Here is a 23,664-nt window from a genome sequence, read left to right on the forward strand (position 1 = left end):
ACGTTACTCACCCTTCGGCACCTTCGACAGATCGAAGCTTTCGGGGGCGACGTAGGGGGTGACCGGCGTCGCGTCGGCGCCACCCTTCGGGATGTCGCGGCCGAGCGCCCAGAGGATGCCGTTCACCACCAGGCGGCGCATCGACTCCTGCTCGAAGTCCGCCGGGTGGCCCAGCGTGGTGAAGAAGACGCGACCGCCCTTGTGCTCGCGCGTCCACGCGACGGGCTGGTGCGTCGGGTACTTGTTGTCGGGCTTGATGGCCTGCTGAGAGTTCAGGCTGTCGCCCTCGAGCAGGATCGTCGCCGGGCCGTTCAGCGGCTCCACGTGATAGAGCCACGAGCGCGCCGGGAACGGGCCGACGCCGCGCAGGATCGGGTGCTGCGCCTGTGCCGCGCTCACGGTGACGGCGGTCGTCGACTTGTTGCCGTGGTGCGTGATCCACTTCTGCCCGAACACGTCGCGCCCGAAGCCGTCGTTGAGCGCGGCGTGGGGGCTGCCCTCGGGATAGAGGAACGCGTGCGTGCTGGTGCGCAGGCCGACCACCGGCTTGCCCGCGTCCACGTACTTCATGATCCGCGCGAGCTGGTCGTCGGGCAGCGCCCGGAAGCGCGTGAACATCACCATGAGGTCGGCGCTCTCGAGCGCCTCGAGGCCCTCGATGTTGGCCTTGGTCTGCGGGATCGGCCTGGCGTAGGCGACCGAGGTCCGCAGGCCGTGCTTCTTCTCGAGGATCGCCGCGATCATCGGCATGGTGATCTCGGACCGGTACTCGTCGTCTCCGGTCACGAACACGACGTGCGGCGCCCGCCCCTGCGCCCGCAGCGCCACGCCGGCGCCCGCGGTGAGCAGCCCTGCGGCCACGCCAGCCACGCCGAGTGCCTGGAGCACCTGCCGGCGACCTGCCCGCCTCATCGTCGTCATCGACTGCCGCCTGATCATGGTCCTCACTGTGGTGACACCTGGGACGGCTCCCGCACCACCTGCACGATGCCGTTCATCGTGCGCCAGTGGCCCGGGAACGTGCACACGAAGGGGTAGTTGCCCGGCTGCGCCGGGGCGGTGAAGCGCGCCTGCAGCGTCTCGCCGGGCTGCAGGAGCCGGATGGCGAACAGCACTTCCGGCGTCTTCGGGATGAAGCTCTTGCCGAAGGCGTCCGGCGAGGACACCATCGCCTCGGCCGCCAGGCCCACCGTCTCGAGCGCCCCTTCCTTGGCGACCAGGAAGTTGTGCGGCATCTCGTCGCGGTTGACGAACTCGATGACGACTTCCTCGCCGGCGACGACGGTGATGCGCGACAGGTCGAACTTCATCTGCGCGGCCACGGCCTCGATCCGGATGATCCTGACCACGAGTTCGTCGAGCGCCCTGGTGAAGCGCTGCCGTTGGTCGGCCGGGAGCTTCAGGGCGAGTTCGTGACCGAAGCCCATCGCATCGAGGAACGCCTGCCCGGTGCGGTCGGCCGGCGGGATCGCGCGCACGTGGGCGAGCACGGTGTCGGCCAGGGGCGCCACCTCGCTGGCCGGCCACGCCGTCGCGGGGAGGCGGCGAATCGCGGCCATCGCGGCCTGCCGCTGCGTCGCGTCGCGCATGAAGGCCGACAGCACGCTCACGGCCTCCGCCTCCTGCCCCTTCAGTTGCGGCAGCACGGCGATGCCCGCCGCGTTGACCATCGTGGTCAGGTCGCCGCCGAGCGTCACCGTCTCTGGCGCCCTCGAGATGCGCAGTCCGTCGCGCATGAACACGACCTTGCGACTTGCGTCCAGCACCGCCACGTAGAGGCCCGATCGGGTGTCCTGGGCGGCGGGCCACAGCCTGACCTCGTCGAGCGGCAGGTCGGCGCCGAGGTCGACCTCCCACCACGGATCCTGCTCCGCGCTGGTGAACGCGTGCGTGCCGGTGAGCGGGTCCTTGCCGGCGCTCGCCGCCATGTCGACGCCGCCGTCGATGGCGCGGGGCGCGTGCCCGCCCGTCGCGCCGCCGGCAACCACGCTCGACTGGGTGGCCGTGCCCTTGCGCGCGACGTTCTCGCCGCGGCTCATGATCTCGACCTCGGTCACGCTGAGCACCTGCCCGCGCCCGGGACGGACCAGCCGCACGTAGCGACCGGTCACCGGCGCGGCGACCTGGCGCGGTGCGCCGGCGGTCGCCGCCGTGCGCAGCGCCGGCAACAGCAGGCCCTGCAGGCTGGTGAGGGCCGGGCCGGCCGGCAGCTTCGTGGCCCCACGCAACATGTCGATGCGCAGGCGCGGCGAGGCGGCAGCGAGTTCCCAAGAGGCTGCGGCACTGCCGTCGATCTGCATCAGGGCCAGGAACGCCCCTTCGCGCACGCTGTCGGTCCGGGCCTCGCGCGCCAGCCGCTCGACGGCCGACCGCTCGGGCGCAAGCTGCGCCGGAGAGAGCGTGCCGAGCACCTGCATGAGGTCGGCCGCGGCCGACCCGCTGCCGGGCTTGCCATCGAGGCGATCGACGGCCGCGATGATCTCGTGCAACAGCGTCGTGCCGTGCTGGGCCGCGAGCGCGTCGAGGGCCTCCCGTCGCGCGGTCGCCGCGATGCCGGGGCGGGCCAGCAGGGCCTCGTACACCGGCGTGCTCCGCTTGACCTGCACGAGGTCGGCCGGCGCCAGGCGGTCGAGCACGAAGGCGAGGCCGGGGGCGTTCCCCTCCGCGAACGTCCCGCCCGTGGTCAGCACCGGCTTCCACGCGGGCTCGAGGGTGGTGATCGTCGAGTCGAGGACGTAGTGCAGGTAGTAATCCATCGGGTGACGCAGCACCCGCAGCGCGATGCTCGCCGACTCGGCGGTCGGCACGAAGCTGAGGGCGCGCACCGCCTCGAGGCGCACGCGCGGCTCGGGATCGTCGACGGCGGCCGCCAGCAGCGCCAGGCCGTCGGGCACGCGATCGAACCAGTGCTGCAGCACGCGGACCGCCGCGGCACGCGCCCGGAACTCCTTCGCGCCGAGCAGTTGCTCGAGCAGCGGCAGGTTGACGCGATCGTGGTGCTCGTGCACCCACAGCGCCTCGAGCAGGTGGTGCTCGTACTCGGCGTCGTTGCGATCGAGTCCGGCGATCCACTGCTCCACGGCCGGGAACAGCTCCGCCGCATCGCGCTCGCGCAGTGCGAGTCGCGCCTGGTACCGGGTGCGGTCCTCGTAGGCCTTCAGCAGATCGAGTTGCTGGGTAATCGTCGCGCCCTCGATCTTCGGCGGCGTCAGGAGCGGGCGGCCCTTCGCCGTGATGCGCCACACCCGGCCGCGCGACTTGTCGCGCCGCGGGTCGCGAATGGAGTACTGCATGTGGCCGATCAGCGGGTTGAACCAGTCGATCACGTACAGCGCGCCGTCGGGCCCGAACTGCATGCCCACCGGGCGGAAGTTCGGGTCGGTGGACTGGAGCAGCGGCTCGACCTCGACGCCGACGAAGCCGGACCCCTCCTCGACGGTCCTGTACTGCTTGATCCCGAGGAACCCGATGACGTTGTTGTAGAGGAAGTTGCCCTGCGCCGACTCCGGGAAGTGGCGGCTCCTGACGAACTCGCTGCCACTGGTCGGACGCACGCGCGTCAGCGTCCACTCCTGCATCGGCTTCTGCTTCTGCGGGTAGTTGACGTGGCCCGAGAACGGGGTGCCCCAGTAGTTGTAGCCGTTGGAGGCGTCGGAGATGAAGTTCTGGCCCCACTTGTCGATGACGTGGCCCCACGGGTTGGCGAAGGGATACGACACGAACACGTCGAGCTTCTCGGTCCGCGGCTCGTAGCGCCACACCCCCGCGTACGCCATGCGGCGAGGACCGTAGGGCGTCTCGACCTGCGAGTGCAGGAACGTGCCCTCCTGGAAGTACAGCGCGCCGTCGGGTCCCCACTGCCACGCGTGAATCGAGTGGTGGCTGTCCTCGGTGCCGAACCCGTGCAGCAGGATGCGCCGCTCGTCGGCCTTGCCGTCCCCGTTGGTGTCCTTGAGGAACATCAGGTTCGGCTGCTGCGCGATGTACACGCCGCCGTCGCCGAGCGCGAACCCCGTCGGGATGTACAGCTGGTCGGCGAAGACGGTGCTCCGGTCGGCGCGACCATCGCGGTTGGTGTCCTCGAGCACGATCAGCTTGTCGTTCGGCTTCTCGTCGGGCAGCGCGTGCGGATAGGTGGGCGAGGTCAGCACCCACAACCGGCCGCGGGTGTCGAAGGTCATCTGCAGCGGCTTGGCGAGGTCCGGGAACTCGACCTCGGACGCAAACAGGTTCACCTGATAGCCGTCGGCGACCTTGATGCGCTCGAGGGCCACCTTCGGATCCTGCGACGCCAGGTCGAGCGCCGCGCCACGATTGGGCTCCTGCCGATCGGCGACCTGCGCGGGCGCCACCGACGCGCCCGCAAGCCACGCGAGCAGGCAGCCTGCAGCCTGCAGCACCAGGGCCCGCGGTTGCAGAAGCGAACCGACACACGGGACACGCATTCGTGCTCTCCCGATCGCGGTCACGGCTGTGCCCCCTGCTGATCGGGCGAGACGGCGGACCCGGTCGGGCGCGGCGGCGTCGCCGGCTTGATCGAGCGCGCCTGCTTCCAGATCCTCTTCTCCTGCTGGGCGATCAACTCGTCGAGCCGCTTCATCTCCGGCGGGAAGCTCACCGACCCGAAGGGATCGACGCGACGCCCGACGACGTACTCGGCGTTGAGTGGCCGGTAGCGGAGGAAGAACAGGCGGTTCTTCTCGTTGATCAGCGCGCGCAGGTCGGTGTAGCCCTTCGACGACGCCGGCAGCTGCTCCGGCGCGAGGCCGAGCGCCGTCAGCAGCGCGACGGCGAACACCTTGTCGCCCTCCTCGTTCAGGTGCATGCCGTTGATGGTCAGCGGCGCCCTGGCCTCGCCCATCGCCTTCAGCATCGGCGTGAACACGTCGGCGAACGGCACGCCCACCTTCGCCGCAACCCGTCGCATCGCGTCGGTGTAGCGCGCGAGTTCACGGTTGCGCCCGGCGACGTCCACGTGCACGAGCCGTTCGAGCTTCTCGTGCGCGATCGGCGACACGAGCGCCAGTCGCGGCGCCTCGACGCCGTTGTACTTCCTCGCGAGATGGCCGCGCAGGTAGTCCTCGAGGTCCTTCTCGAACTGCGGCAGGCCGGCCTCGCCCTCGAACGACTCGTTGGCGCCGAAGAACAGCAACACCACGTCGGCCTCGTACTGGGCCAGGTGCGTGGGCGTCTCTCCGAAGTTCAGCGGTCGGGGCTGGAGCGTGATCGTGTCGGCGCTCCGCCCCATGTTGCGCATCGACAGGTCGAGCTGGGGATACAGCGCGAGCAGCAGCGTCTCGAAGTTGTTGAAGTACTGCTGCCGGTCGGCCAGCGTGTTGCCGACGAGGACGATGCGGTCACCGGCGCGGAGTTCGAGTCGCGGGGTGGAGGCCGGCTGGGCGGCGAGCGGGGCCGCGGCCAGCAGCACGCAGGCCGCCAACCACCGCGCCCGGCGGACGGGCGTGATCGACATGATGGACATCCTGATCTGTGGCGACTGTAAGCCGCTTCGGGCCCGGGCGGCAAGGCGGCGGGAGTCGGGAGTGGGGAGTGGGGAGTTGGGAGTCGGGAGTGGGGAGGCGGGAGTCGGGAGTGGGGAGGCGGGAGGGACAGTCAGCGGGGCCGGGCGCCGGCCAGCAGGGCGGCGGCGTCCTCAGGGGCCTCGACCAGGGCGCGCATCACCTCGAGGGCGAAGCGCTTCAGGGGCTCGGCGTCCATGACCCAGCAGTCGGCCAGGCCGATGCGGCCGCCGGCGTTGCCCGTCCTGGCCAGATACGCGTCCGTGATGCGGCGGAAGAAGTCCTCCGGCCAGGCGGGATGAGCCGGCTCGGAGGTGTCGAACTCCTCGCAAGGCGTCCACACCCGCTGCCCGTCCACCAGCCGGGGCACTTCGTAGCGGACGACCCGCTTGCCGGGCACGTCGACGAGGTGCTCGGCGTGGTGGAGGAAGGTCACCTGATCGTGGTCGCTGCCGAGCAGCAGGATGCGGCCGCCGAGGGCCGCGAACCGGGCCAACGGCGAGTCGTCCCCGTACGCGTAGTTCCAGGCCTGTGGGGCGAAGAGCTGCGCCGCGTGGGGGCCACGGCAGACGAAGCGCACCACGTGGTCGTTGGCCACCGTGCCCGGCCAGGTGCGCAGCAGCTCGACCAGCGCGCCGTTGTCGCGCGCCGATCGGGCCGTCGCCGGGTCGAAGGCCGGCAACGCCTCGAGCAATCGGGCCTCGACCTCGGGTGCGTGGTCGCCCCGCCCGACCTCGTCGTAGTACGCCGGACACGACGCGTACATGAAGAGCGATCCGTCGTCGCCCACGGCATCCTTCAACGCGAGGTGAATCTGGTCGGGGCCGCCGATGACCGGTCCCACCGCACGCACAGACGCATGGATCATCAGCAGGTCGCCCTCCCTGATGCCGAGGGCGCGCGCGTCAAGGACGAGATCGGATCGGGAGAACATTGTCGGCTTACGACTTACGGCTCAGGGGCTCAGGGGCTCAGGGCTCGGAAAGCATTCAGATCCGGGGCCGGTGGCTCTCGAGCCTTGCGTCGCTTGACGTCAAACGTCAAACGTCACTCGTCACTCGTCACTCCTCCGTCTTCCAGTGCATCTCGCCGAAGCGGATCGCCTCCGGATGCTGCCCGGCGATGTGCCTGACGATCTGCTGCGCGTGGAAGCGCCCGTTCTCGATGAACCAGCGGTTGGTCTTCAGGCCCCCGCACACGGTGCCGGCCACGAACAGGCCGGCCCGCGCCGTCTCGAACGTCGCCTCGTCGAAGATCGGCGTGCGGAACTCGTCGGCCGCGAACGTCACGCCGAGCGTCTCGAGGAACGCGAAGTCCGGACGGTAGCCGGTCATTGCCAGCACGAAGTCGTTGGGAATCTCCACGGCGCCCTCCGGCGTTCTCAGGAGGAGCGACTCCTCGCGGATCACCTCGATGGTCGACGAGAAGTACGCGCGGATGGTTCCCTCCTTGATGCGGTTCTCGAGGTCGGGCCTGATCCAGTACTTGACCGTCTCCGACAACGCCGGCGCCCGCACCACCATCGTCACCTCGGCGCCGTGGCGGTAGCAGTCGAGTGCCGCCTTGGCCGCCGAGTTGCGCGCACCGACGACGGCGACCCGCTGCTGCACGTAGGGGAACGGCTCGCGGTAGTAGTGGGTGACCTTGGGCAGGTCCTCGCCGGGCACGCCGAGCGGGTTGGGGATGTCGAAGAAGCCCGTGGCCAGGACGACGTGCCGGGCGTGATGGGTCGCGCGCGAGGTCTCGACGCGGAAATCGCCGCGCGTGCCCTTCAGCGCGGTCACCCGCTCGTACAACCGCACGTCGAGGCCTTCACGCGCCGCCACGCCCCGGTAGTACTCGAGCCCCTCCTCGCGCGTCGGCTTGTATCCCTGCACCGGGAACGGGTGGCCGCCGATCTCGATGAGGTCCGGCGTCGAGAAGAACTCCATCCGCGCCGGGTAGCCGACGATGGAGTTCACCAGGGCGCCCTTGTCGAGCACGCGCGCCCGCAGGCCGTGGCGCCGGGCCTCGATGGCGCACGCCAGCCCCACCGGGCCGGCGCCGACGACAAGCAGGTCGAGGATCGGTTCGGACGTCTCGCCGTTCTGCACGGCTCCATTGTCGCCGCTCCGGCCGCCCGGAGGGCCGTGAACCTCCCTCAGGCGGGCGGCACGTCGGCCGGCAGTCGCTCCCGCAGGCCCGGAAGGTCGAGCGCCCGGACCGCGGCGACCCAGTCCCTGAGGTGTTCCTCCCTGAGGACCCGTTGGCTGATGTCGAAGTGCTGCACGACGGCGCCACCGGTGGCCAGCGGCGAGACCACCATGCGGTACCACCGGCGCTGCTGCGGAGCGTGGCAGGGATACTCGAGGTCGAACGCCGGGAGCTGCCGACTCAGCACGCCCCGGATCCCGTCGGCCGCCGCGATCGCGATCGGATCGCCCGGCTGCGAGCGGCACGCCTCGAGGTAGTTCAGCCCGACGCCGCTGCCGACGACGGCGGGCGCCTGGTTGGCCGAGGCGAACTCGGCCCAGTGGCGGTTGGCCCGCAGGATGACGCCGTCGGGGCCGAGCACCGCGACGTTGCCGGGGATGGCGTCGATGATCGCCTGCAGTTGCCGCTCCCGGTCGCGCAGTTCGGAGACCTCCAGCATCACCACCACGAGGCCGCTGCGCTGCTGCATCTCGTCGAGGTACGGCAACACCCGCACGAGGACCTCGGAGCCGTCCGGCAGCGTGACGTCGATCGACTCGGGCACGCCGTGTCCGAGGACCCGCCTGGCCGGCGCGACCAGGTCGATGTCGTGCGCGGTCGGCACGACGTGGTCGATCGGCCGGCCGATGTCGTGCGGCAGCAGGTTGAGGATGCGGGTGGCGGCCGTCGTGTACTTGCGCAGCCGCAGCTCGTGGTCGAGGAAGACGACGCCGACGCCGCTGGTGCGGAGGAGGTTGTCGATGTCGTTGTTGAGGCCGGTCAGCTCGGCGATCTTGTTCTGGTACTCGGCGTTGACGGTGTGCAGTTCCTCGTTGACCGACTGCAGTTCCTCGTTGGTGCTCTGCAGTTCCTCGTTGGAGGCCAGCAGCTCCTCGTTGGTGGCCTGCAGTTCCTCGTTGGAGGTCTCGAGTTCCTCGATCGTCGCCTGCAGGTGCTCGCGCGAGTACTGGAGCTCCTGCTCGAGCACGGCGATGCGCGACTCGGCGCGGCTGTCGCTCTGGATGGCCTCCGACGGCAGGTCGGCGAGCGGGTTGGTGCCGCGCGAGAAGAACACGACGAAGCAGCGCCCGCGATCGGGGCCGAGATCGATCGGCCGCACCTGGATGCGGAGCGGCGTGGAGCCGTCGCCGGGGTCGACGTTCTCGTACGAGACGTCCATCCCGGTCTTGATCGTGCGCGCGAGCGCGGCGCGCAGGGTCGTGGCCAGCTGGCGCGGCAGCAACCGGGCGATCTCGAGGGTCGAGCGCCCCTGCGGCACCTGGAGCAAAGCGCCGGCGTCGCCGAACGTGTGCAGCAGGTTGAAGTCGGCGTCGAGCACGAGGCAGCGCAACTGCAGGACGTCGGCCAGTTCCTGGTAGACGCGCTCCAGCAGGCCGGGATCGTGCAGGCCGGCCCGGACGCGCGGCCGGCTGCCCTCGTCGGGCAGGGTGATGCGCCGCCCGGCGATCGGCATGACCTCGAGCAGCCGCTGCCGCGACGGGCTCAGCGAGCGGTACAGCCGCCAACGCGCGTCGACGGGCTCGAACAGGTGCGCCAGGCCACCGAGCGTCTCGCTCGGGCCGAGGAAGAGGATGCCCTGCGGCTGCAGTGCGTAGCCGAGCAGGGCGATTGCCCTCGGCTGCACGTCGGGCTGCAGGTAGATCAGCATGTTCCGGCACGACACCAGGTGCATGCGCGTCAGCGGCGGATCCCGCAGCAGGTTGTGGCGGGCGAAGATGACGTGCTCGCGCAGGGCCCGCGCGGCGCGGAAGCGATCGCCGTCGCGCAGGAAGAACCGCGACAGGCGCTCGGGCTCGAGGTCGGCGGCGATGCTTTCCGGATAGAGCCCGTTGGATGCGAACTCGACCGAGTCGGGATCGATGTCGGTGGCGAAGACCTTCACCAGGGGCGCCGGCCCCTGCTTGGGCAGTTGCTCCAGCAGCAGCATCGCGATGGAGTACGCCTCCTCGCCGGTGGAGCAGGCAGGAACCCACACGCGGAGCTCGCGCTCGCGGGCGGCCTGCCGCATCAGGTCCGGGATGACCCGGTCGCGCAGGACCGCGAAGGCTTCGGGGTCGCGCATGAAGCGCGTGACGCCGATCAGGAGATCGCGCTGCAGTTGCCGCAACTCGGTGGGCGAGTCCTCGAGGAGGGCGAGGTACTGGTCCCAGTCGAGGCCGCGCAGCAAGCCCATGCGCCGCTCCATGCGGCGCAGCATCGTCTGCGGCTTGTAGCCGGAGAAGTCGGCGCCGAGCCGCTCGCGGAGCAGCGTGAGCACGCGCTGGTACTGCGACTCGGGCGCGAGCCCGGTCCGCGGCTGCGGTGAGGCGCTCGTCGCCCTGGCGAGCAGCGCCGCGTACCGCTGGACGAGGGTGGGCAACTCGGCGACGTCGGCCACCTGGTCGGCCAGGCCCGTCGACACGGCCGACTGCGGCATGCCGTCGAACTGCGCCTCGTCGGGCGACTGCACCAGGACCAGGCCGTTGCTTTCCTTGATGGCCCGTGCCCCCCGCGTGCCGTCGCTGCCGGAGCCCGAGAGGATGACGCCGATGGCGTGTTCGCCAAGCGCGGCCGCGAGCGACTGGAAGCAGACGTCGATGGGCAGGTGCAGCGAGCCGGGGCTGAGCGTCGGCTCGTGGAGCCGCAGCCGGTTCCCCTCGAGCACCATGTCGGTCTTGGGGGGATTCAGGTAGATCGTGTCGGGCTCGAGCGCCATGCCGTCGGCGGCCCTGATCACCCGCAAGCGCGTATGACGGGCCAGCAACTCCGCCATGAGGCTCTTGTGGTCCGGCGAGAGGTGTTGCACCACCAGGAACGCCATACCGGTGGGGGGATGGACGTGGGCGAAGAACCGCTCGAGCGGCTCGAGGCCGCCGGCGCTCGCCCCGACGGCGCACACAGGCATGCGGTCCGTGGCGCCGGCGATGTCGGTCGAACGGAAATCAGTCGCGTCGTTCATCGAGGATCCGCCGTGCAGTCATCTGGAGTTGGGAGGGAGTCCAGGGCTTCTGGAGCAGGGGCGCGTCCGGCAGATCCGGACTGACGCCCTGCGACGGACGACTCGGGTAGCCCGAGGTGAGCAGCAGACGGGCACGCGGCGCCAGGCGGGCCACCGCCTCGACCACGGCCGCGCCGCCGCCGGTCGGCATCACCAGGTCGGACACGACCAGGTCGATGGCGTCGCCGTGCTCGGCCAGGATGGCCGCCGCACTGGCGCCGTCGGCGGCCGTGAGGACGCGGTAACCCGCCAGTTCGAGGGATCGCGCCGCGATCTCGCGGACGGCGGGCTCGTCCTCGACCACCAGCACCTGCTCGCGTCCCCCTGCGGCCACAGTCGACTTCGGCGCGCCTGCCGGCTCGGCGTCGGTGGCCCCGTCGACGAGCGGGAGCAGCACCACGACGCTCGTCCCCTCGCCGACGCGGCTTTCCACGTGCATGTGCCCACCATGTTGCTGGACCAGGCCGTAGACCATCGCCATGCCGAGCCCGCTGCCCTCCCCGACGCCCTTGGTGGTGAAGAACGGCTCGCCGATGCGCCTCAGGGTTTCGGCGTCCATGCCGCACCCGTTGTCCTCGAACGACAGCGCCGCGTACGCCCGCGATTGGGCGGCCTCGGGCAGCCACGCCACATCGGCGCCGGCCAGCGAGGCCACGCTGATGCGCACGACGCCGTCGCGTCTGCCGATGGCGTCGCGGGCGTTGGTGGTGAGGTTGAAGACGACCTGGTGGAGCGCCCCGAGGTCACCCATGACGGCCAGGTCGCCCTCGGCGAGGACCTCCACGCGGATGTTCTCGGGCACCAGCCGTCGGAGCACCTGATGCAGGTCGCGCACGAACCCGGAGATCGAGAGGCGCGCGGGCTGGAACCGCTGCTTGCGGCCGAATGCCAGCAGCTTCTTGACCAGTTCGGCGCCCCGCTCGGCCGACCACATCACCTTGCCGAGGTCCCGACGTGCCGCGTCCGCGAGCAGCCCGGGCAGCACCACGTCGGATCCTGACGGGGCCGCCAGCAGGTCCTCGAGGTGCGAGACGTTGCCGATCACGACGGTCAGCAGGTTGTTGAAGTCGTGGGCGATGCCGCTGGCCAGCTGCCCGACGGCCTCCATCTTCTGCGCGTGCCGCAACTGTTCCTCGACGAGGCGGGCCGCCGTCACGTCGCGCAGGACCGTCAGGTGGCGCCCCGGGAAGAACCCGGCCCGCGCCGAGAAGTCGATGTCCACGTGCGGTCGGCCCGGTCGCTCGATGCGCAGGGAGCCGTGCTGCTCGCCGCGGCGAAGCAGGTCGCGCCACACCGTGTCGAAGTCCGGGAACACCTCGCGCAGGTGCAGCCGCAGCACCTCCTCCTCGGGGCGCCCGAGCAGGGCGGAGGCCGCCTTGTTGGCCTCGACGCACCGCCCCTGGTCGTCGGCGATGAGGATGCCGTCGATCGCATGGTCGAACACGGCGCGGAAGTGGGCGGTGAGCTCGCGCTGTCGCTCGGCGGCCTCGTGGGCCTCGGTCACGTTGGTGTGCGTGACCAGCGTCCAGGGGGTCTCCTCGAGGGCGGACGCCATCAGGCGGTAATGCGCCACCCCATCGCGGTCCACGTGCGGATAGGTGTGTTCGAAGGCCAGGGCTCGACGGCTCAACACGTCGCGCAGGCCGGTGGCGACCTCGACGGCGGTGCGCCCCTCACGCGATTCGATCACGCTGCGGCAGGCGGCCAGGTACCGGCTGCCGACCCCATCATCGGCCAGCAGCGGCCCGCGCTGGCGGGCAGCGATGCGCCAGCGGACGTTGGCGGCCTGGATCACTCCGGCAGGGTCCAGGATGACGGCCTCCGCCGGCAGGGCGTCGAGCAGCGATTGCTGGGCGAGCAGGTCCGCGGGTGCCTCGGCCGGTGCCGGGGGCGCGTGGAGCCGCACGAGGCGCGCCGCCGTGCCATCCGGCAGCCGCACGGGCGTCTGGGTGACCGTGGCATGGCGCACCGGGCCGCGCGCCACGATCGCGACATGGTGCGTCCCCATGGGCACGCCGGCGAGGGCCTGCTCGAGCACCGCCGGTCGCGGGAACTCGGTCCGGGCCGCCGAGTTCAAGGCAAGGATCCGCCCATGCGCCGAAACCACTGCGTGAGGTTCCGGAACGTACTGCAGCAACCCGAGCAGATCGGTATCGTCCTTGTCGGCGACGTCCGTCGCATCGTGGGGGAGCATCACGCGTCGGCCTGTGGCAGACCGTGAACCCGCGCACGCCGCCACCCTCCGGCAGCATAATCGTCAGGCCATCAAAAAGGTAGAGCTTGCTCCTCGGAACCGGGCGCAGGATCGTGCCCGTGGGCTCGGCACCGGTACCCGCGTCCCGCTGGCGGTGATACCGTCCCTGTCGTGCATCCCAGCCTCGACCAGTTGCGCCGCCTCCAGGATCTCGAGCGGCAGGCCGCCGCGCTCCGCGCCGACATCGACATGGTGGACCAGCGTCGCCGCGACATCGAGGTGCCGGTCCTGGAAGCACGGGCCGCCCTCGAGGCGCTCACGCGCACCATCGACGACCGCCAGGCGCAGCGCCGCACCGGCGATCGCGACGTGGCCGCCATCCAGCAGCGGCTGACCAAGTACCGGCAGCAGTTGATGGCGGTGACCAACTCGCGCGAGTACGACGCCGCGCAGCACGAAATCGCCACCGCCGAGGCCGACCTGAAGGCGCGCGAGGACCAGACCATCGCGCTGCTGTTCGAGCTCGACGAGTTGACTCCGCAAGCCGAGCACGCCCGGCAGGTGCTGGCCAGCCGCGAGGACGCGTCGGGGGTGGCGCTGGCCAGCCTCGCCGACGAGACACAGCGGCACAAGCTCGAGCTGGCCAACATCGAGGGCAGCATCACCGCGCTCCGGCCCACCATCGACGCCGGAGCACTCGCCCTCTACGACCGCGTGTCGAAGCGTTATCCACGCGGCGCGGTCGGCGAACTGAGAGGCGACCTCTGCATCGCCTGCAACGTCAGGATCCGCCCCATGCTCGCATCGGCCGTCCGCAAGGGCGAGCAGATCATGCAGTGCGAGAACTGCACGCGCCTGCTGTACGCGGTCAAGCCGGCCGCCCCCCCGGCCCCGCCCGCCTGAACGGCTCACCCGTCGAGCGTCGGCGCCCGGCGTGCGGCGTGCGGCGTTCGAGACCCGCCGATGGGCGCCTGACGGCGCGCGGCGAGTCCGGTGTTCCGAGTGTGTAGCCTGATCCCATGCAGATCTTCGGTGAGCACGACGAGGCCACGCTGCGCCAGTTGCGGGACGTGGCCTCGCGCGCCGACCGCGTCGCCCTGATGGCCGACGGGCACGTCGGTTACGTCATGCCGATCGGTGGGGTGGCCGCCTACCGGAACAAGGTGTCGGTGGTCGGCGTCGGGTTCGACATCGCCTGTGGCAACGCCGCCATCCTGACCGACGCGTACCTCGACGACCTCGGCGCGACGGCCGCCGAGCGGCACGCGGCGCTGGCCACCCTGGCCGACGACATCGCGTCGACGGTGAGCTTCGGCCTCGGCCGGCGCAATCGCGCCGACGACGCCCCGACCGACGACGCGCTGTTCGAGGACGCGGCGTGGGAGGCGGTGCCCCGCGGCCAGCGGCAGGCACTGCGCGACAAGGCCCGCTCGCAGCTCGGCACGGTGGGCAGCGGCAACCACTACGTCGACGTCTTCGCCGACGAGGCCGACCGGCTCTGGGTCGGCGTGCACTTCGGCAGCCGGGGCTTCGGTCACACGATCGCGTCGGCGTTCCTGGCGCTGTCGCAGGGCGCCAGGTGGGGCGCGCGCGTCCCCGAGCGTGAGGTGCTGCTCGACGTCGACAGGTCCATCGGGGCCGACTACTGGGCGTTGATGACGCTCGCGGGGCGGTACGCGTACGCGGGGCGCGAATGGGTCGCCCGAAAGGTCGTCGGGCTGCTCGGCGCGCGGGAGCAGGACCTGGTGCACAACCACCACAACTTCGCCTGGCGGGAGCGGCACTGGGGCGACGACCTGATCGTGGTGCGCAAGGGCGCCACGCCGGCCTACCCGGGTCAGCGGGGCTTCGTCGGCGGGTCGATGGGAGACGACGCGGTGATCGTGGAAGGCGTGGACACCGCGCGCCACGTGGCGCCGGAGGTGCACGACCTGCAGCGCCGCGCGCTGTTCTCGACGGTGCACGGAGCCGGGCGGGTGATGTCGCGGACGCAAGCGGCCGGCAAGGTCGACAGGCGCACGGGACGTGTCCGCCTGCCCGGTGCCATCTCACCGCAGATGATGCGCGAATGGGTCGAGCGCAAGGGCGTCGTGCTGCGTGGCGGGGGCACCGACGAGAGCCCGCACGTGTACCGCCGCCTGCCCGATGTCCTCGCCCACCAGCGCGGCACCGTCCGCGTCCTCCATACCCTCCGCCCCCTCATCGTCGTGATGGCCGGCGCCCACGAGGTGGATCCATACAAGGACTGACCGGGCACCGGGCACCGGGCACCGGGCACCGGGGCACCGGCTACCGGGCACCGGGCACGGAGCGCCGGATGCCGGGCACCGGGTTCCGGGTACCGGGTACCGGGTACCGGAAAGCCGGGCCGGTGGCGTCGATTGCGGCATGCCCACTGCCGACCCACGGGCGAGCATCGGCTACGATCGTCGCGATGATCACGGCGTACACGGACGGGGGCGCGCGGGGCAATCCCGGGCCGGCAGGCTATGGAGTGCACATCCTCGATGAGGCGGGCGCGACGCTTGCCGAGCTCGTCGGGCCGCTGGGCCATGCAACCAACAACGTGGCCGAGTACTCGGGGCTGATCGCCGCGCTGACGTGGGCGGTCGAACACGGCCACGACCAGGTGCGCGTGAAGATGGACTCCGAGCTGGTCATCAAGCAGATGCGTGGCGAGTACAAGGTGAAGCACGCGCAGATGCAGGTGCTGCACGCCGAGGCGCGCGCGCTGATCGGCCGGCTCGGGCGGGTGACGTTCGAGCACGTGCGGCGGGAGCAGAACAAGGTGGCCGACGCGCTGTCCAACCGCGCGATGGACATGGTGGAGGGCAAGCCCGTCGCGGAGGAAGTGGCGCCACTGAAGAAGGCGCCGGCGCCCGAGGAGCCGCTCGCCCCGCGCGCGATCAGCATCCCGCGCCCCCCACGCCCCGCTCATGCGCGTCCCGCCGCGCCGCGATTCGACTTCGACGTGGAGTGAGCCCACCGCCGAACAGCGAACGGCGTTCGGCGTTCGGCGTTTACGAACGTCTCCGAATCGCCGCCACCATGCGCCCGGCCGCTGCCCCATCGACCCGATAGGAGTGCAGCACGTCGTGATGCGTCACCGTGCACAGCCCCGCAAGGTGCATGCGCTCGGGCGCGACGCCCGCCAGTGCGAGCTGGTCGCGGGTGATCGTCCAGAGGTCGAGCAGGTACTTGCCTGCGGTTGCTCCGGCACGCCACCAGGTGCCTCGCGCCACCTCGGCCGGCCAGGTGGCGGCGAAGGCATCAACCACGTCCTGACCGACCTCGTACGCGTCGGGCCCCACACACGGGCCGATCGCGACGACCAGATCGGCAGGAGCCGTCCCGAATCGCGCCCGCATGATCTCGACCATGCGGCCTGAGGCGCCGGCCACCGTGCCGCGCCAGCCGGCGTGCACGGCGGCCACGGCCCCACCGCGCGCGTCGGCGTAGAGCAGCGGCACACAGTCGGCGGTCCTGATCGCCAGGGCCACGTCATGGCGATCGGTGGCCAGCAGGTCGCCGGCCGGCCAGGTGCCGTCGCACGGCGCCACGCCATGGGTGTGCGCCTCCACCCCATGTACCTGCCGGAGTCTCCAGACGTCGTCGGTCGCCACGCCGATCCAGGAGGCCAGCAGCCCCCATCCCTCGCCCGCATCGGCGTGCGGCACGTCGAGGCCGCGCGCGCTGAACACGTGGCGGGCGTACGGACGGAGGGCAGCGCACTGCAGCGCCGTCCCCCATGGCGTGTCCACCCACTCGAAGGGCGGCATCGGCGCGGGGAGCATCACTCCATCATGCAACGCGGGTTGCCCCCGGCCAACTGCGGTCACCTGCGGCCACCGCCGCGATGTCCGCGCCAATGGCCAGAACTGGCGCGGCGTGGCGGCGTCGCCGGTAACCGCGGTTGTCACGACCTGCGCGGGAACGCCGAGCGCTGGCCGGGCGCGTCGCGCGACCGTCGCCACAAGTGACTGGTATTCATGAACTTACGCGAATGGGCCGGGAACGGGCGACGGTTGGCGCGGTTCGTGGAACGGGTGAGGGTGGACGGAGGACCCCGATCATGTGGCGCCATGTCGCCACTCCGGCCAGACGGCCGACGCCGGGTCTCCGTCCGCCAATCCGCCACCGGCCCTGGTGGCGCCATACGGAGGAGCGCACCATGACCATCAAGATCGTCGCCGCCAACGACCAGGCCAGCCCCGCCGGCAAGCTCGCCGAGGCCGAACTCCACTTCCCTGACGGGCCGCTCGTCGGCCTGAAGCTGATCGGCTTTGCCATCTGGGAGCGCCGGTCGCCCTCCGGCCGGCGGAACGTGACGTTCCCGGCGCGGACCTATTCGGTCAACGGCGAGCGACGCAGCTTCTCGCTGTTGCGGCCCATCGGCGATGTCGACTCGCAGGACCGCCTGCGCGAGGAGATCCTGGCCGCTTACACGCAGCATGAGTCGCAGAACGCGCTGGCGCGCTGATCGGGAGCGTCAGGGCCCGGTGATCCTCGTCGTACGCACGCGGCCTCCGGCCCGATATGGCTCGCGGTCCTCGTCGACCCACACGCGCGTCGCCACCGGTCGCCCGACCTCGGCCCTCGGCGGCCAGTCGAGCGCCGCCGGGCCCTGCTCGCCGAACCGCTGGCGCAGCATGGCCGGCTCGGCCTCGTCGAGCACGAACGCGATCGGTCGCCGTGCGGCGCGGGCCCAGTTCACGAGCGCGGCAAACGCATCGGGCGTGAGCAGGTCCGCGCGCACCACCGGGCGTTGCCCGTAGTAGGCAGCCGAGGCGCTGTGCTGCGTGGCGACGACGATCGCCGTCGCGGGCAACTGCGAGCGGACGAACTCGCCGGCGGCCTGGTAGCGGAACTCGCGCTGTCGCACGCTGAACACGGTCAGTCTCCGGGCCTGCACGAGGTTGGGCAGCACCACGACCAGCACGGCCACCGCGAAGACGGGGAATCGCCACCGCGGCGCGCGGCAGTCCTCGCGCGTGGCCAACAGTGCGCCCGCCCCGACAGGCAGGATGGCGAGCGGCACGAGGATGAAGCGCAGGTAGCTCCAGGAGTCGAACGGCGCGTACACGAGGTACAGCACCAGCGTGAGGAGGGCCATGGCGATCGGGGGACGAGCCTGCGGCTGACGCACGGCCTGCACGCTCCACCACGCGAGGCCGGCGACCAGGGCGAGTACGGTGGCTGCTCCGCACGACTCCAGGATCCACCCGGGATAGAGGCGGAGGTTCGACGCGACGTTGGAGAGCGCGAACAGCTCCGATGCACTGCCGTATCCCGACTGCGTCGGCGACCCGTAGAGTCGCCACTGCACGAGCGCGACGATGACCACGGCGGCGATGGTCGACGCGCCGATGGCCAGGGCGCGGGCGGCCGGCCGCCGGGGCGAGGAGGAGGTCCACGCCTGCCAGGCGACCGGCAGGGCGAGGGGCGCGAGGTTCGGCCGCACGAGGATGGTGACCAGCGTCGCGATGCTGGCGCCTGCCAGCGCCGCGCCTGACCGACGGCCGGCCAGCGCCAGCGCGACGATCCAGCCCGCGAGCGCCGGCACGTCCGACATCGGCTGCAGTGCCTGGTAGAGGAAGGTCGGCAAGGACGCGAGCGTGACCACCGCGAACGCCGCCCCTGCCGGCCCCACGCGGGGGCGCGCGAGGGCCCAGAGGCCGAGCAGGGCGGCGAGGGCGGCCGCCAGCGGCAGTCCGCGCACGGCCAGCGCCTCGCCGCCGGCCGCGAGGGCCAGCGCTTCGAGCCACGGCAGGCCCGGTGGGTAGGTGGGCACCGTGCCGGTGCCGTGGGGATCGGGCCGCGTGCCAAGCGTGCTCTGCGGCCACGCGCCCGGCAGGCCCGGCACCACGAGGGGCAGCGGTTGCCTGACCTGGCCGTGCAGCCAGCGGCGCGCCTGCAGCAGGTATCCGGCGGAGTCGGCGCCGCCGACGTTGGTGGCGCCCCTGACACCGAGGAGCGCGGCCATCAGCGCGCCGGCCAGCACGAGTGTCGCAGCGTACGGGACGACGCTGCGGGAGAGGTCGTCGAGCAGTCCGGCCAGGCTGCGTCGCAGGGCGATGGCCGCAATCAGGAGCAGGGCCGCCACCGCACTCGGGCGGGTGGGATCGGAGATGGAGAGACGGATGGCGGGCACCGACAACGGCCCCATGACCACGACGATCGCGGCGATGCACGCGGCACACCAGGCGAGCGAGGCCAGCAGGGTGGCCGCGGGACGGCGAGACTCCACGGCAGGGCGGTTCGTGTCAGGGCAACACGGGCAGGAGCCTGGCGTTCTCCTGCTGGCGCTTGGGGGGCAGCGTCCATTCGCCGCGCATCCCCTTGTCGAACTCGCTGCGGAAGAACGCGTCCTTCATGCCGGCATCGATGACGTCCCACGGCATGAACGCGTCACGGCTGCGGTCGCGGAAGATGTAGAAGGCCGCGTCGACGCCCGCTGCCTCCACGGCCTCGCGCCAGTTGCCGCCGTTGCGCTCCACGATGTCGATGACCGGCGCGACGCGCCGGTCGCCGAGCGACATCAGTGCCTGGTAGTACGAGTGCCGCTCCGACTTGACCGTGAAGTACACGTTGTCGAGGTCGGCCACCAGCTTCTTCAGCCGCTTGGCCTTCCTGTCGGTGATGGCGGGATCCTCCATCGGCAGCCACTGGTACGCCGTGCCCGGCTTGGGGATCAGCGGGTTCACGCTGGCGACGATCCGGCCGATGCGGCCGCGGCTGCGCTGCTGGTCGAGCATGATGCCGCGCAGTTGCGCGGTCAGGTCCCGCATCGCCACCAGGTCCTCGTCGGTCTCGGTGGGCAGGCCGATCATGAAGTACAGCTTGAGGTTCTCGACGCCGTTGGCAAACAGCAGCTGGGCCTTGTCGAGGATCTCCTCGTTGGTGAACGTCTTGTTGATCACCCGCCGCAGCCGGTCCGATCCGGCCTCCGGCGCGATGGTCACGCCGCGCTCGCCACTGTCGACCAGGCGACGCACGATGCGTTCGTTCAGGTCGTCGAGGCGCAGCGACGCCGGGCTGATCGAGTACCCCATCCCGGCCAGCCGCTCGAGAATCAGCTCGATGTCCGGGTGGTCGCACAGGGCGATCGACACCAGGCCGACGCGATTGGCGTAGGGCCGGGCTGCCTCGGCCAGCGCGAGGATACGGCCGGTGTCGAACGCGCGCACCGGCAGGTAGTTGTAGCCTGCCCAGCAGAACCGGCACAGGTTGGCGCAGCCGCGCACCACCTCGATGAGGAATCGCGATCCCAGTTCGGTGTCGGGCGTGAACACCTGCGTGTGGGGCGGATCGAGCAGGTCGGTGCCCTTGACGGCCGCCTTCCGCACCGGTGCCGCGCCGCCGCGTGCCGGATCGCCCACCATGCCGCGCAGGGTGCCGTCGGGCGCGTACTCGGGGGTCCACGCCGACGGGATGTAGAAGCCCCGCTCGTGGCCCAGCGACTCGAGCAGCGACGCGCGGCCGGTGGCCTCGCGGATCTTCTGCACGAGCGTCGGCACCAGCACCTCGCCCTCGCCGGCGGCGACGACGTCGGCAAACAGCGCGAGGGGCTCGGGGTTGACGAACGTGACCGCCCCGCCGAGCACCACCAGCGGGTCGCGCCCCTGCTGTCGTTCCGACGCGTAGATGGGCAGCCCCGCCAGCCGCAGCATCGTCAGCACGTTCGGGTAGTCCCATTCGAAGGAGACCGAGAACGCGAAGACGTCGAACTCCTTGACCGGGGTCTGCGACTCGATCGTCAGGAGCTTGAGGCCGGCGGCGCGCTGCTCCTGCAGTTCCTGCCGCGGCGGCAGGAACACCCGCTCGCAGACCACGTCGTCCATCTCGTTGAAGAGACGGTAGACGGTCTGGAAGCCGAGGTTCGACATCCCGATGCTGTAGGTGTTCGGGAAGGCGAGCGCGACGCGGAGGCGCTGCCCGTGCGGTTTCACGAGTGCGCCAGCTTCGCGGGCCAGAGTGGCCCGGGCACGATCGCGGAGGTCCTGCGCCTTCATGAGGGGATGCCGCCCGGCCGGGGAGCCCGACACGGGTCCGTGGGCACGGGGGGAACATCCCAATCTAGCACGCGGCCGCCGGCCGAGGCGGGTCGCGCTGACGAGTTCCGGCGCCCGGACGACGGGCCGGACGCCGGACGGACGAAAGTTCGACGGGGCCGGCGGACGGGGGTCGCCGGCCCTGACGGGCGCCCGGGTGGACGCCTTGGAGTGCTAGCTGTCGTGCCCGCGGTTCAGGAACGACGGCGTGAAGTCGACAGGCGCGGCGTCGTCGGTACCGGTGGCCAGGTGCCGATCGTCGTCGAGCAGCATCGGGGGCGGCGCCACCGGAGAGCGGCGCCCCGGGGTGAAGGCGATGCCCGAGGTGCCGGTGGCCGCCGGCGGGGTCCAGTTCCCGTGCGTCTGGTACTCCGCCAGGCCGACGGGGGTGCGGCTCGGGGTGTGCTGCGACGTGCCGGGCTTGTCGAAGCCGGTGGCGATCACCGTGATCTTGATGGTGCCGGCCATCGTCGGGTCGACCACGGCGCCGAAGATGATGTTGGCATCCTCGTGCGCGGCGTCCTGGATGATGGCCGAGGCTTCGGCGACCTCGGTCAGCGAGATGTCGGTGCCGCCGGTCACGTTGATGATCACGCCGCGGGCGCCCTTGACCGACGCGTCCTCGAGCAGCGGGCTGGAGATCGCGCGGTTGGCGGCCTGCATGGCGCGGTCCTCGCCCTCGGCGACGCCGGTGCCCATGATGGCCAGGCCCATGTGCGACATGATCGTCTTCACGTCGGCGAAGTCGAGGTTGATCAGGCCGGGCACGAGGATGAGGTCCGAGATGCCCTGGATGGCCTGCCGCAGGATGTCGTCGGCGGCCGCGAACGCTTCCGGCAGCGGCGTGCGGCGGTCGATCGTCGCGAGCAGGCGCTCGTTGGGGATGGTGATCACCGTGTCGACGCACTCGCGCAGGTCGGTCAGGCCGCGCTCGGCCTGCTCGGACCGGCGCTTGCCCTCGAACTTGAAGGGCTTGGTGACGACCGCGATCGTCAGCGCGCCGAGCTCGGTGGCGAGGCTGGCGATGACGGGCGCGGCCCCGGTGCCGGTGCCGCCGCCGAGGCCGGTCGTGACAAACACCATGTCGGCGCCGTCGAGCACCTCGATCAGGCGGTCGGTGTCCTCGAGCGCGGCGTTGCGGCCGACGTTGGGATCGGCGCCGGCGCCGAGGCCCTTGGTCAGCTTCCCGCCGATCTGGATCTTGGTCGACGCGGGGCTCTGCTGCAGTGCCTGCAGGTCGGTGTTGGCGACGATGAACTCCACGCCGCTGACGCCGGAGCGCACCATGCGGTTGACGGCGTTGCTGCCGCCGCCGCCCACGCCCACCACCTTGATCCGCGCGCCGGCGCGCACCTCCGTGTCGAGCGTCAGCCGCAGTGCCTGATCCTCGGCGCTGCCGGCGCCGCGTCGACGGCCAGTGCCGTCAAGTTCGTTGATGTACATGCGTTCTCCCCCGTCCCCGTTCCCGTTACCGACGTCTCAACGCCCGATGAAGAAATTGTTGAACAGCGAGCTGACGGCCTCGAGCAGCCGTCGGACGCCGATCGGCGACGAGGCTGGCGCGGTGGGCCGGTTGCGGCTCGCGTACATGACGGCGCCGACGGCCGTCGCATAGATCGGACTGCTGGCCTGATCGCCGAGCCCGGCGGCTCCGGCCGGCACGCCGCGGCGCACCGGCAGGTCGAAGATCTGCTCGGCGATCTCGGCCATGCCGTCGAGGGCCGCGCCGCCGCCGGTCAGCACGATGCCCGAGTGCAGCGAGTTGCTGCAGCCGGCCTTGTCGATTTCGTCCCACAGCATGTGGAACACCTGCTCGGCGCGCGGCTGCAGGATCTGCGACAGGATGCGGCGCGACATGACGCGCGGCCGACGGCCACCGACGCTGGCCACCTCCATCGTCTCGTCCTCGCCGACCATCGAGTTCAGCGCGCAGCCGCAGCGGCGCTTCAGCTTCTCGGCGTCCGGCACCGGCGTGCGGAGCCCGACGGCGATGTCGTTGGTGAAGTGGTCGCCGCCGATCGCGACGACGCCCGTGTGCCAGAGGCTGCCGCGCTCGAAGATCGCGAAGTCGGTGGTGCCGCCGCCGATGTCGACCACGGCGACGCCGAGCTCGCGCTCGTCGGGCGTGAGCACGGCCTCGGCGGCCGCGATCTGCTCGAGCACCGTGTCGACGACGTTGACGCCGGCGCGATTGACGCAGGCGATCAGGTTCTGCATCGACGCCGCGCCGCCGGTCACGATGTGGACGTTGACGTCGAGGCGCGAGCCGGTCATCCCGACGGGATCGGCGATGCCCTCCTCGTCGTCGACGGCGAAGTCCTGCGGCAGCACGTGCAGGATCTCGCGGCCGCTCGGCAGGGCGAAGGCCTTGGCGGCGTCGATGGCGCGCCGGACGTCCTCGCGCGTGATCTCGCGCGTCTTGCCCGAGACGGCGACGACGCCCCGGCTGTTGAAGCCCTTGATGTGCGCGCCCGAGAGCGTCAGGTAGGCCGAGTCGATCTCGATGCCGGCCGTGAGCTCGGCTTCCTCGACCGCCTTCTTGATCGACTCGACGGCCTCCTCGAGGTTCACCACCGCGCCGCGACGGATGCCGCGCGCGTCGGCGGTGCCGATGCCGATGATCTCCACCCCGCCGTCGTCGGTGACCTCGCCGACGATCGCGGCGACCTTGGTCGTCCCGACGTCGAGGCCGACCAGGTATCGTTCATTCCGAGGCACGGTGCCCTCCCA

Annotated in this window: 16 protein-coding genes; 4 read left to right on the forward strand and 12 right to left on the reverse strand. The window is 71.1% G+C overall.

What is annotated here, in order from left to right:
- Positions 1–3: 3 nt before the first annotated feature.
- From TBR22_RS24250 to TBR22_RS24280, 7 genes are all read right to left on the reverse strand, one after another.
- A complete protein-coding gene (locus TBR22_RS24250) occupies positions 4–921 on the reverse strand; it encodes a ThuA domain-containing protein (RefSeq protein WP_239490418.1) in 918 nt (305 codons plus the stop codon).
- A 23-nt stretch (positions 922–944) separates the two neighbouring features.
- Positions 945–4,445: a PVC-type heme-binding CxxCH protein gene (locus tag TBR22_RS24255; RefSeq protein WP_239490419.1), complete on the reverse strand. Its 3,501-nt coding sequence runs from the start codon at positions 4,443–4,445 to the stop codon at positions 945–947.
- A gap of 20 nt (positions 4,446–4,465) precedes the next feature.
- A complete protein-coding gene (locus TBR22_RS24260; RefSeq protein WP_239490420.1) occupies positions 4,466–5,473 on the reverse strand; it encodes an SGNH/GDSL hydrolase family protein in 1,008 nt (335 codons plus the stop codon).
- A gap of 140 nt (positions 5,474–5,613) precedes the next feature.
- Complete coding sequence (locus TBR22_RS24265; RefSeq protein WP_239490421.1) at positions 5,614–6,453, reverse strand: aminoglycoside N(3)-acetyltransferase; 840 nt, start codon at positions 6,451–6,453, stop codon at positions 5,614–5,616.
- A gap of 127 nt (positions 6,454–6,580) precedes the next feature.
- Positions 6,581–7,585, reverse strand: coding sequence for a YpdA family putative bacillithiol disulfide reductase (locus tag TBR22_RS24270; protein WP_370651555.1), 1,005 nt, complete (start codon positions 7,583–7,585; stop codon positions 6,581–6,583).
- A gap of 74 nt (positions 7,586–7,659) precedes the next feature.
- Positions 7,660–10,650, reverse strand: coding sequence for a chemotaxis protein CheB (locus TBR22_RS24275; RefSeq protein WP_239490423.1), 2,991 nt, complete (start codon positions 10,648–10,650; stop codon positions 7,660–7,662).
- Positions 10,634–12,883, reverse strand: coding sequence for an ATP-binding protein (locus tag TBR22_RS24280; protein ID WP_239490424.1), 2,250 nt, complete (start codon positions 12,881–12,883; stop codon positions 10,634–10,636). The genes TBR22_RS24275 and TBR22_RS24280 overlap by 17 nt, the downstream gene beginning before the upstream one ends.
- Before the next feature lie 171 nt (positions 12,884–13,054).
- Between TBR22_RS24280 and TBR22_RS24285 the strand changes: the two genes are divergently transcribed.
- From TBR22_RS24285 to TBR22_RS24295, 3 genes are all read left to right on the forward strand, one after another.
- Positions 13,055–13,786 carry a zinc ribbon domain-containing protein gene (locus tag TBR22_RS24285; protein WP_239490425.1) on the forward strand — a complete coding sequence of 244 codons (732 nt, stop codon included), beginning with the start codon at positions 13,055–13,057 and terminating at the stop codon, positions 13,784–13,786.
- 116 nt (positions 13,787–13,902) lie between these two features.
- A complete protein-coding gene (locus tag TBR22_RS24290) occupies positions 13,903–15,132 on the forward strand; it encodes an RtcB family protein (RefSeq protein WP_239490426.1) in 1,230 nt (409 codons plus the stop codon).
- 245 nt (positions 15,133–15,377) lie between these two features.
- Positions 15,378–15,863: a reverse transcriptase-like protein gene (locus TBR22_RS24295; protein ID WP_239490427.1), complete on the forward strand. Its 486-nt coding sequence runs from the start codon at positions 15,378–15,380 to the stop codon at positions 15,861–15,863.
- A 40-nt stretch (positions 15,864–15,903) separates the two neighbouring features.
- On the opposite strand, the gene pgeF is transcribed toward TBR22_RS24295, so the two are convergent.
- Positions 15,904–16,677 (reverse strand): peptidoglycan editing factor PgeF, encoded by a 774-nt coding sequence (gene pgeF / locus TBR22_RS24300; RefSeq protein ID WP_239490428.1) that lies wholly within the window; start codon positions 16,675–16,677, stop codon positions 15,904–15,906.
- Between the two features lie 377 nt (positions 16,678–17,054).
- On the opposite strand from pgeF, the gene TBR22_RS24305 reads away from it, so the two are divergent.
- Positions 17,055–17,363 carry a hypothetical protein gene (locus TBR22_RS24305; protein WP_239490429.1) on the forward strand — a complete coding sequence of 103 codons (309 nt, stop codon included), beginning with the start codon at positions 17,055–17,057 and terminating at the stop codon, positions 17,361–17,363.
- Between the two features lie 9 nt (positions 17,364–17,372).
- Here the strand turns inward: TBR22_RS24305 and TBR22_RS24310 are convergent, their stop codons facing one another.
- From TBR22_RS24310 to ftsA, 4 genes are all read right to left on the reverse strand, one after another.
- Positions 17,373–19,130 carry a hypothetical protein gene (locus TBR22_RS24310; RefSeq protein ID WP_239490430.1) on the reverse strand — a complete coding sequence of 586 codons (1,758 nt, stop codon included), beginning with the start codon at positions 19,128–19,130 and terminating at the stop codon, positions 17,373–17,375.
- 16 nt (positions 19,131–19,146) lie between these two features.
- On the reverse strand, positions 19,147–20,895 hold the full coding sequence (locus TBR22_RS24315; RefSeq protein WP_239490431.1) for a radical SAM protein: 1,749 nt from the start codon (positions 20,893–20,895) through the stop codon (positions 19,147–19,149).
- Between the two features lie 213 nt (positions 20,896–21,108).
- A complete protein-coding gene (ftsZ, locus tag TBR22_RS24320) occupies positions 21,109–22,377 on the reverse strand; it encodes a cell division protein FtsZ (RefSeq protein WP_239490432.1) in 1,269 nt (422 codons plus the stop codon).
- A gap of 36 nt (positions 22,378–22,413) precedes the next feature.
- Positions 22,414–23,652: a cell division protein FtsA gene (gene ftsA / locus TBR22_RS24325; RefSeq protein WP_239490433.1), complete on the reverse strand. Its 1,239-nt coding sequence runs from the start codon at positions 23,650–23,652 to the stop codon at positions 22,414–22,416.
- Positions 23,653–23,664: the final 12 nt, after the last annotated feature.

This window comes from Luteitalea sp. TBR-22 (genome assembly GCF_016865485.1).
GTDB lineage: Bacteria > Acidobacteriota > Vicinamibacteria > Vicinamibacterales > Vicinamibacteraceae > Luteitalea.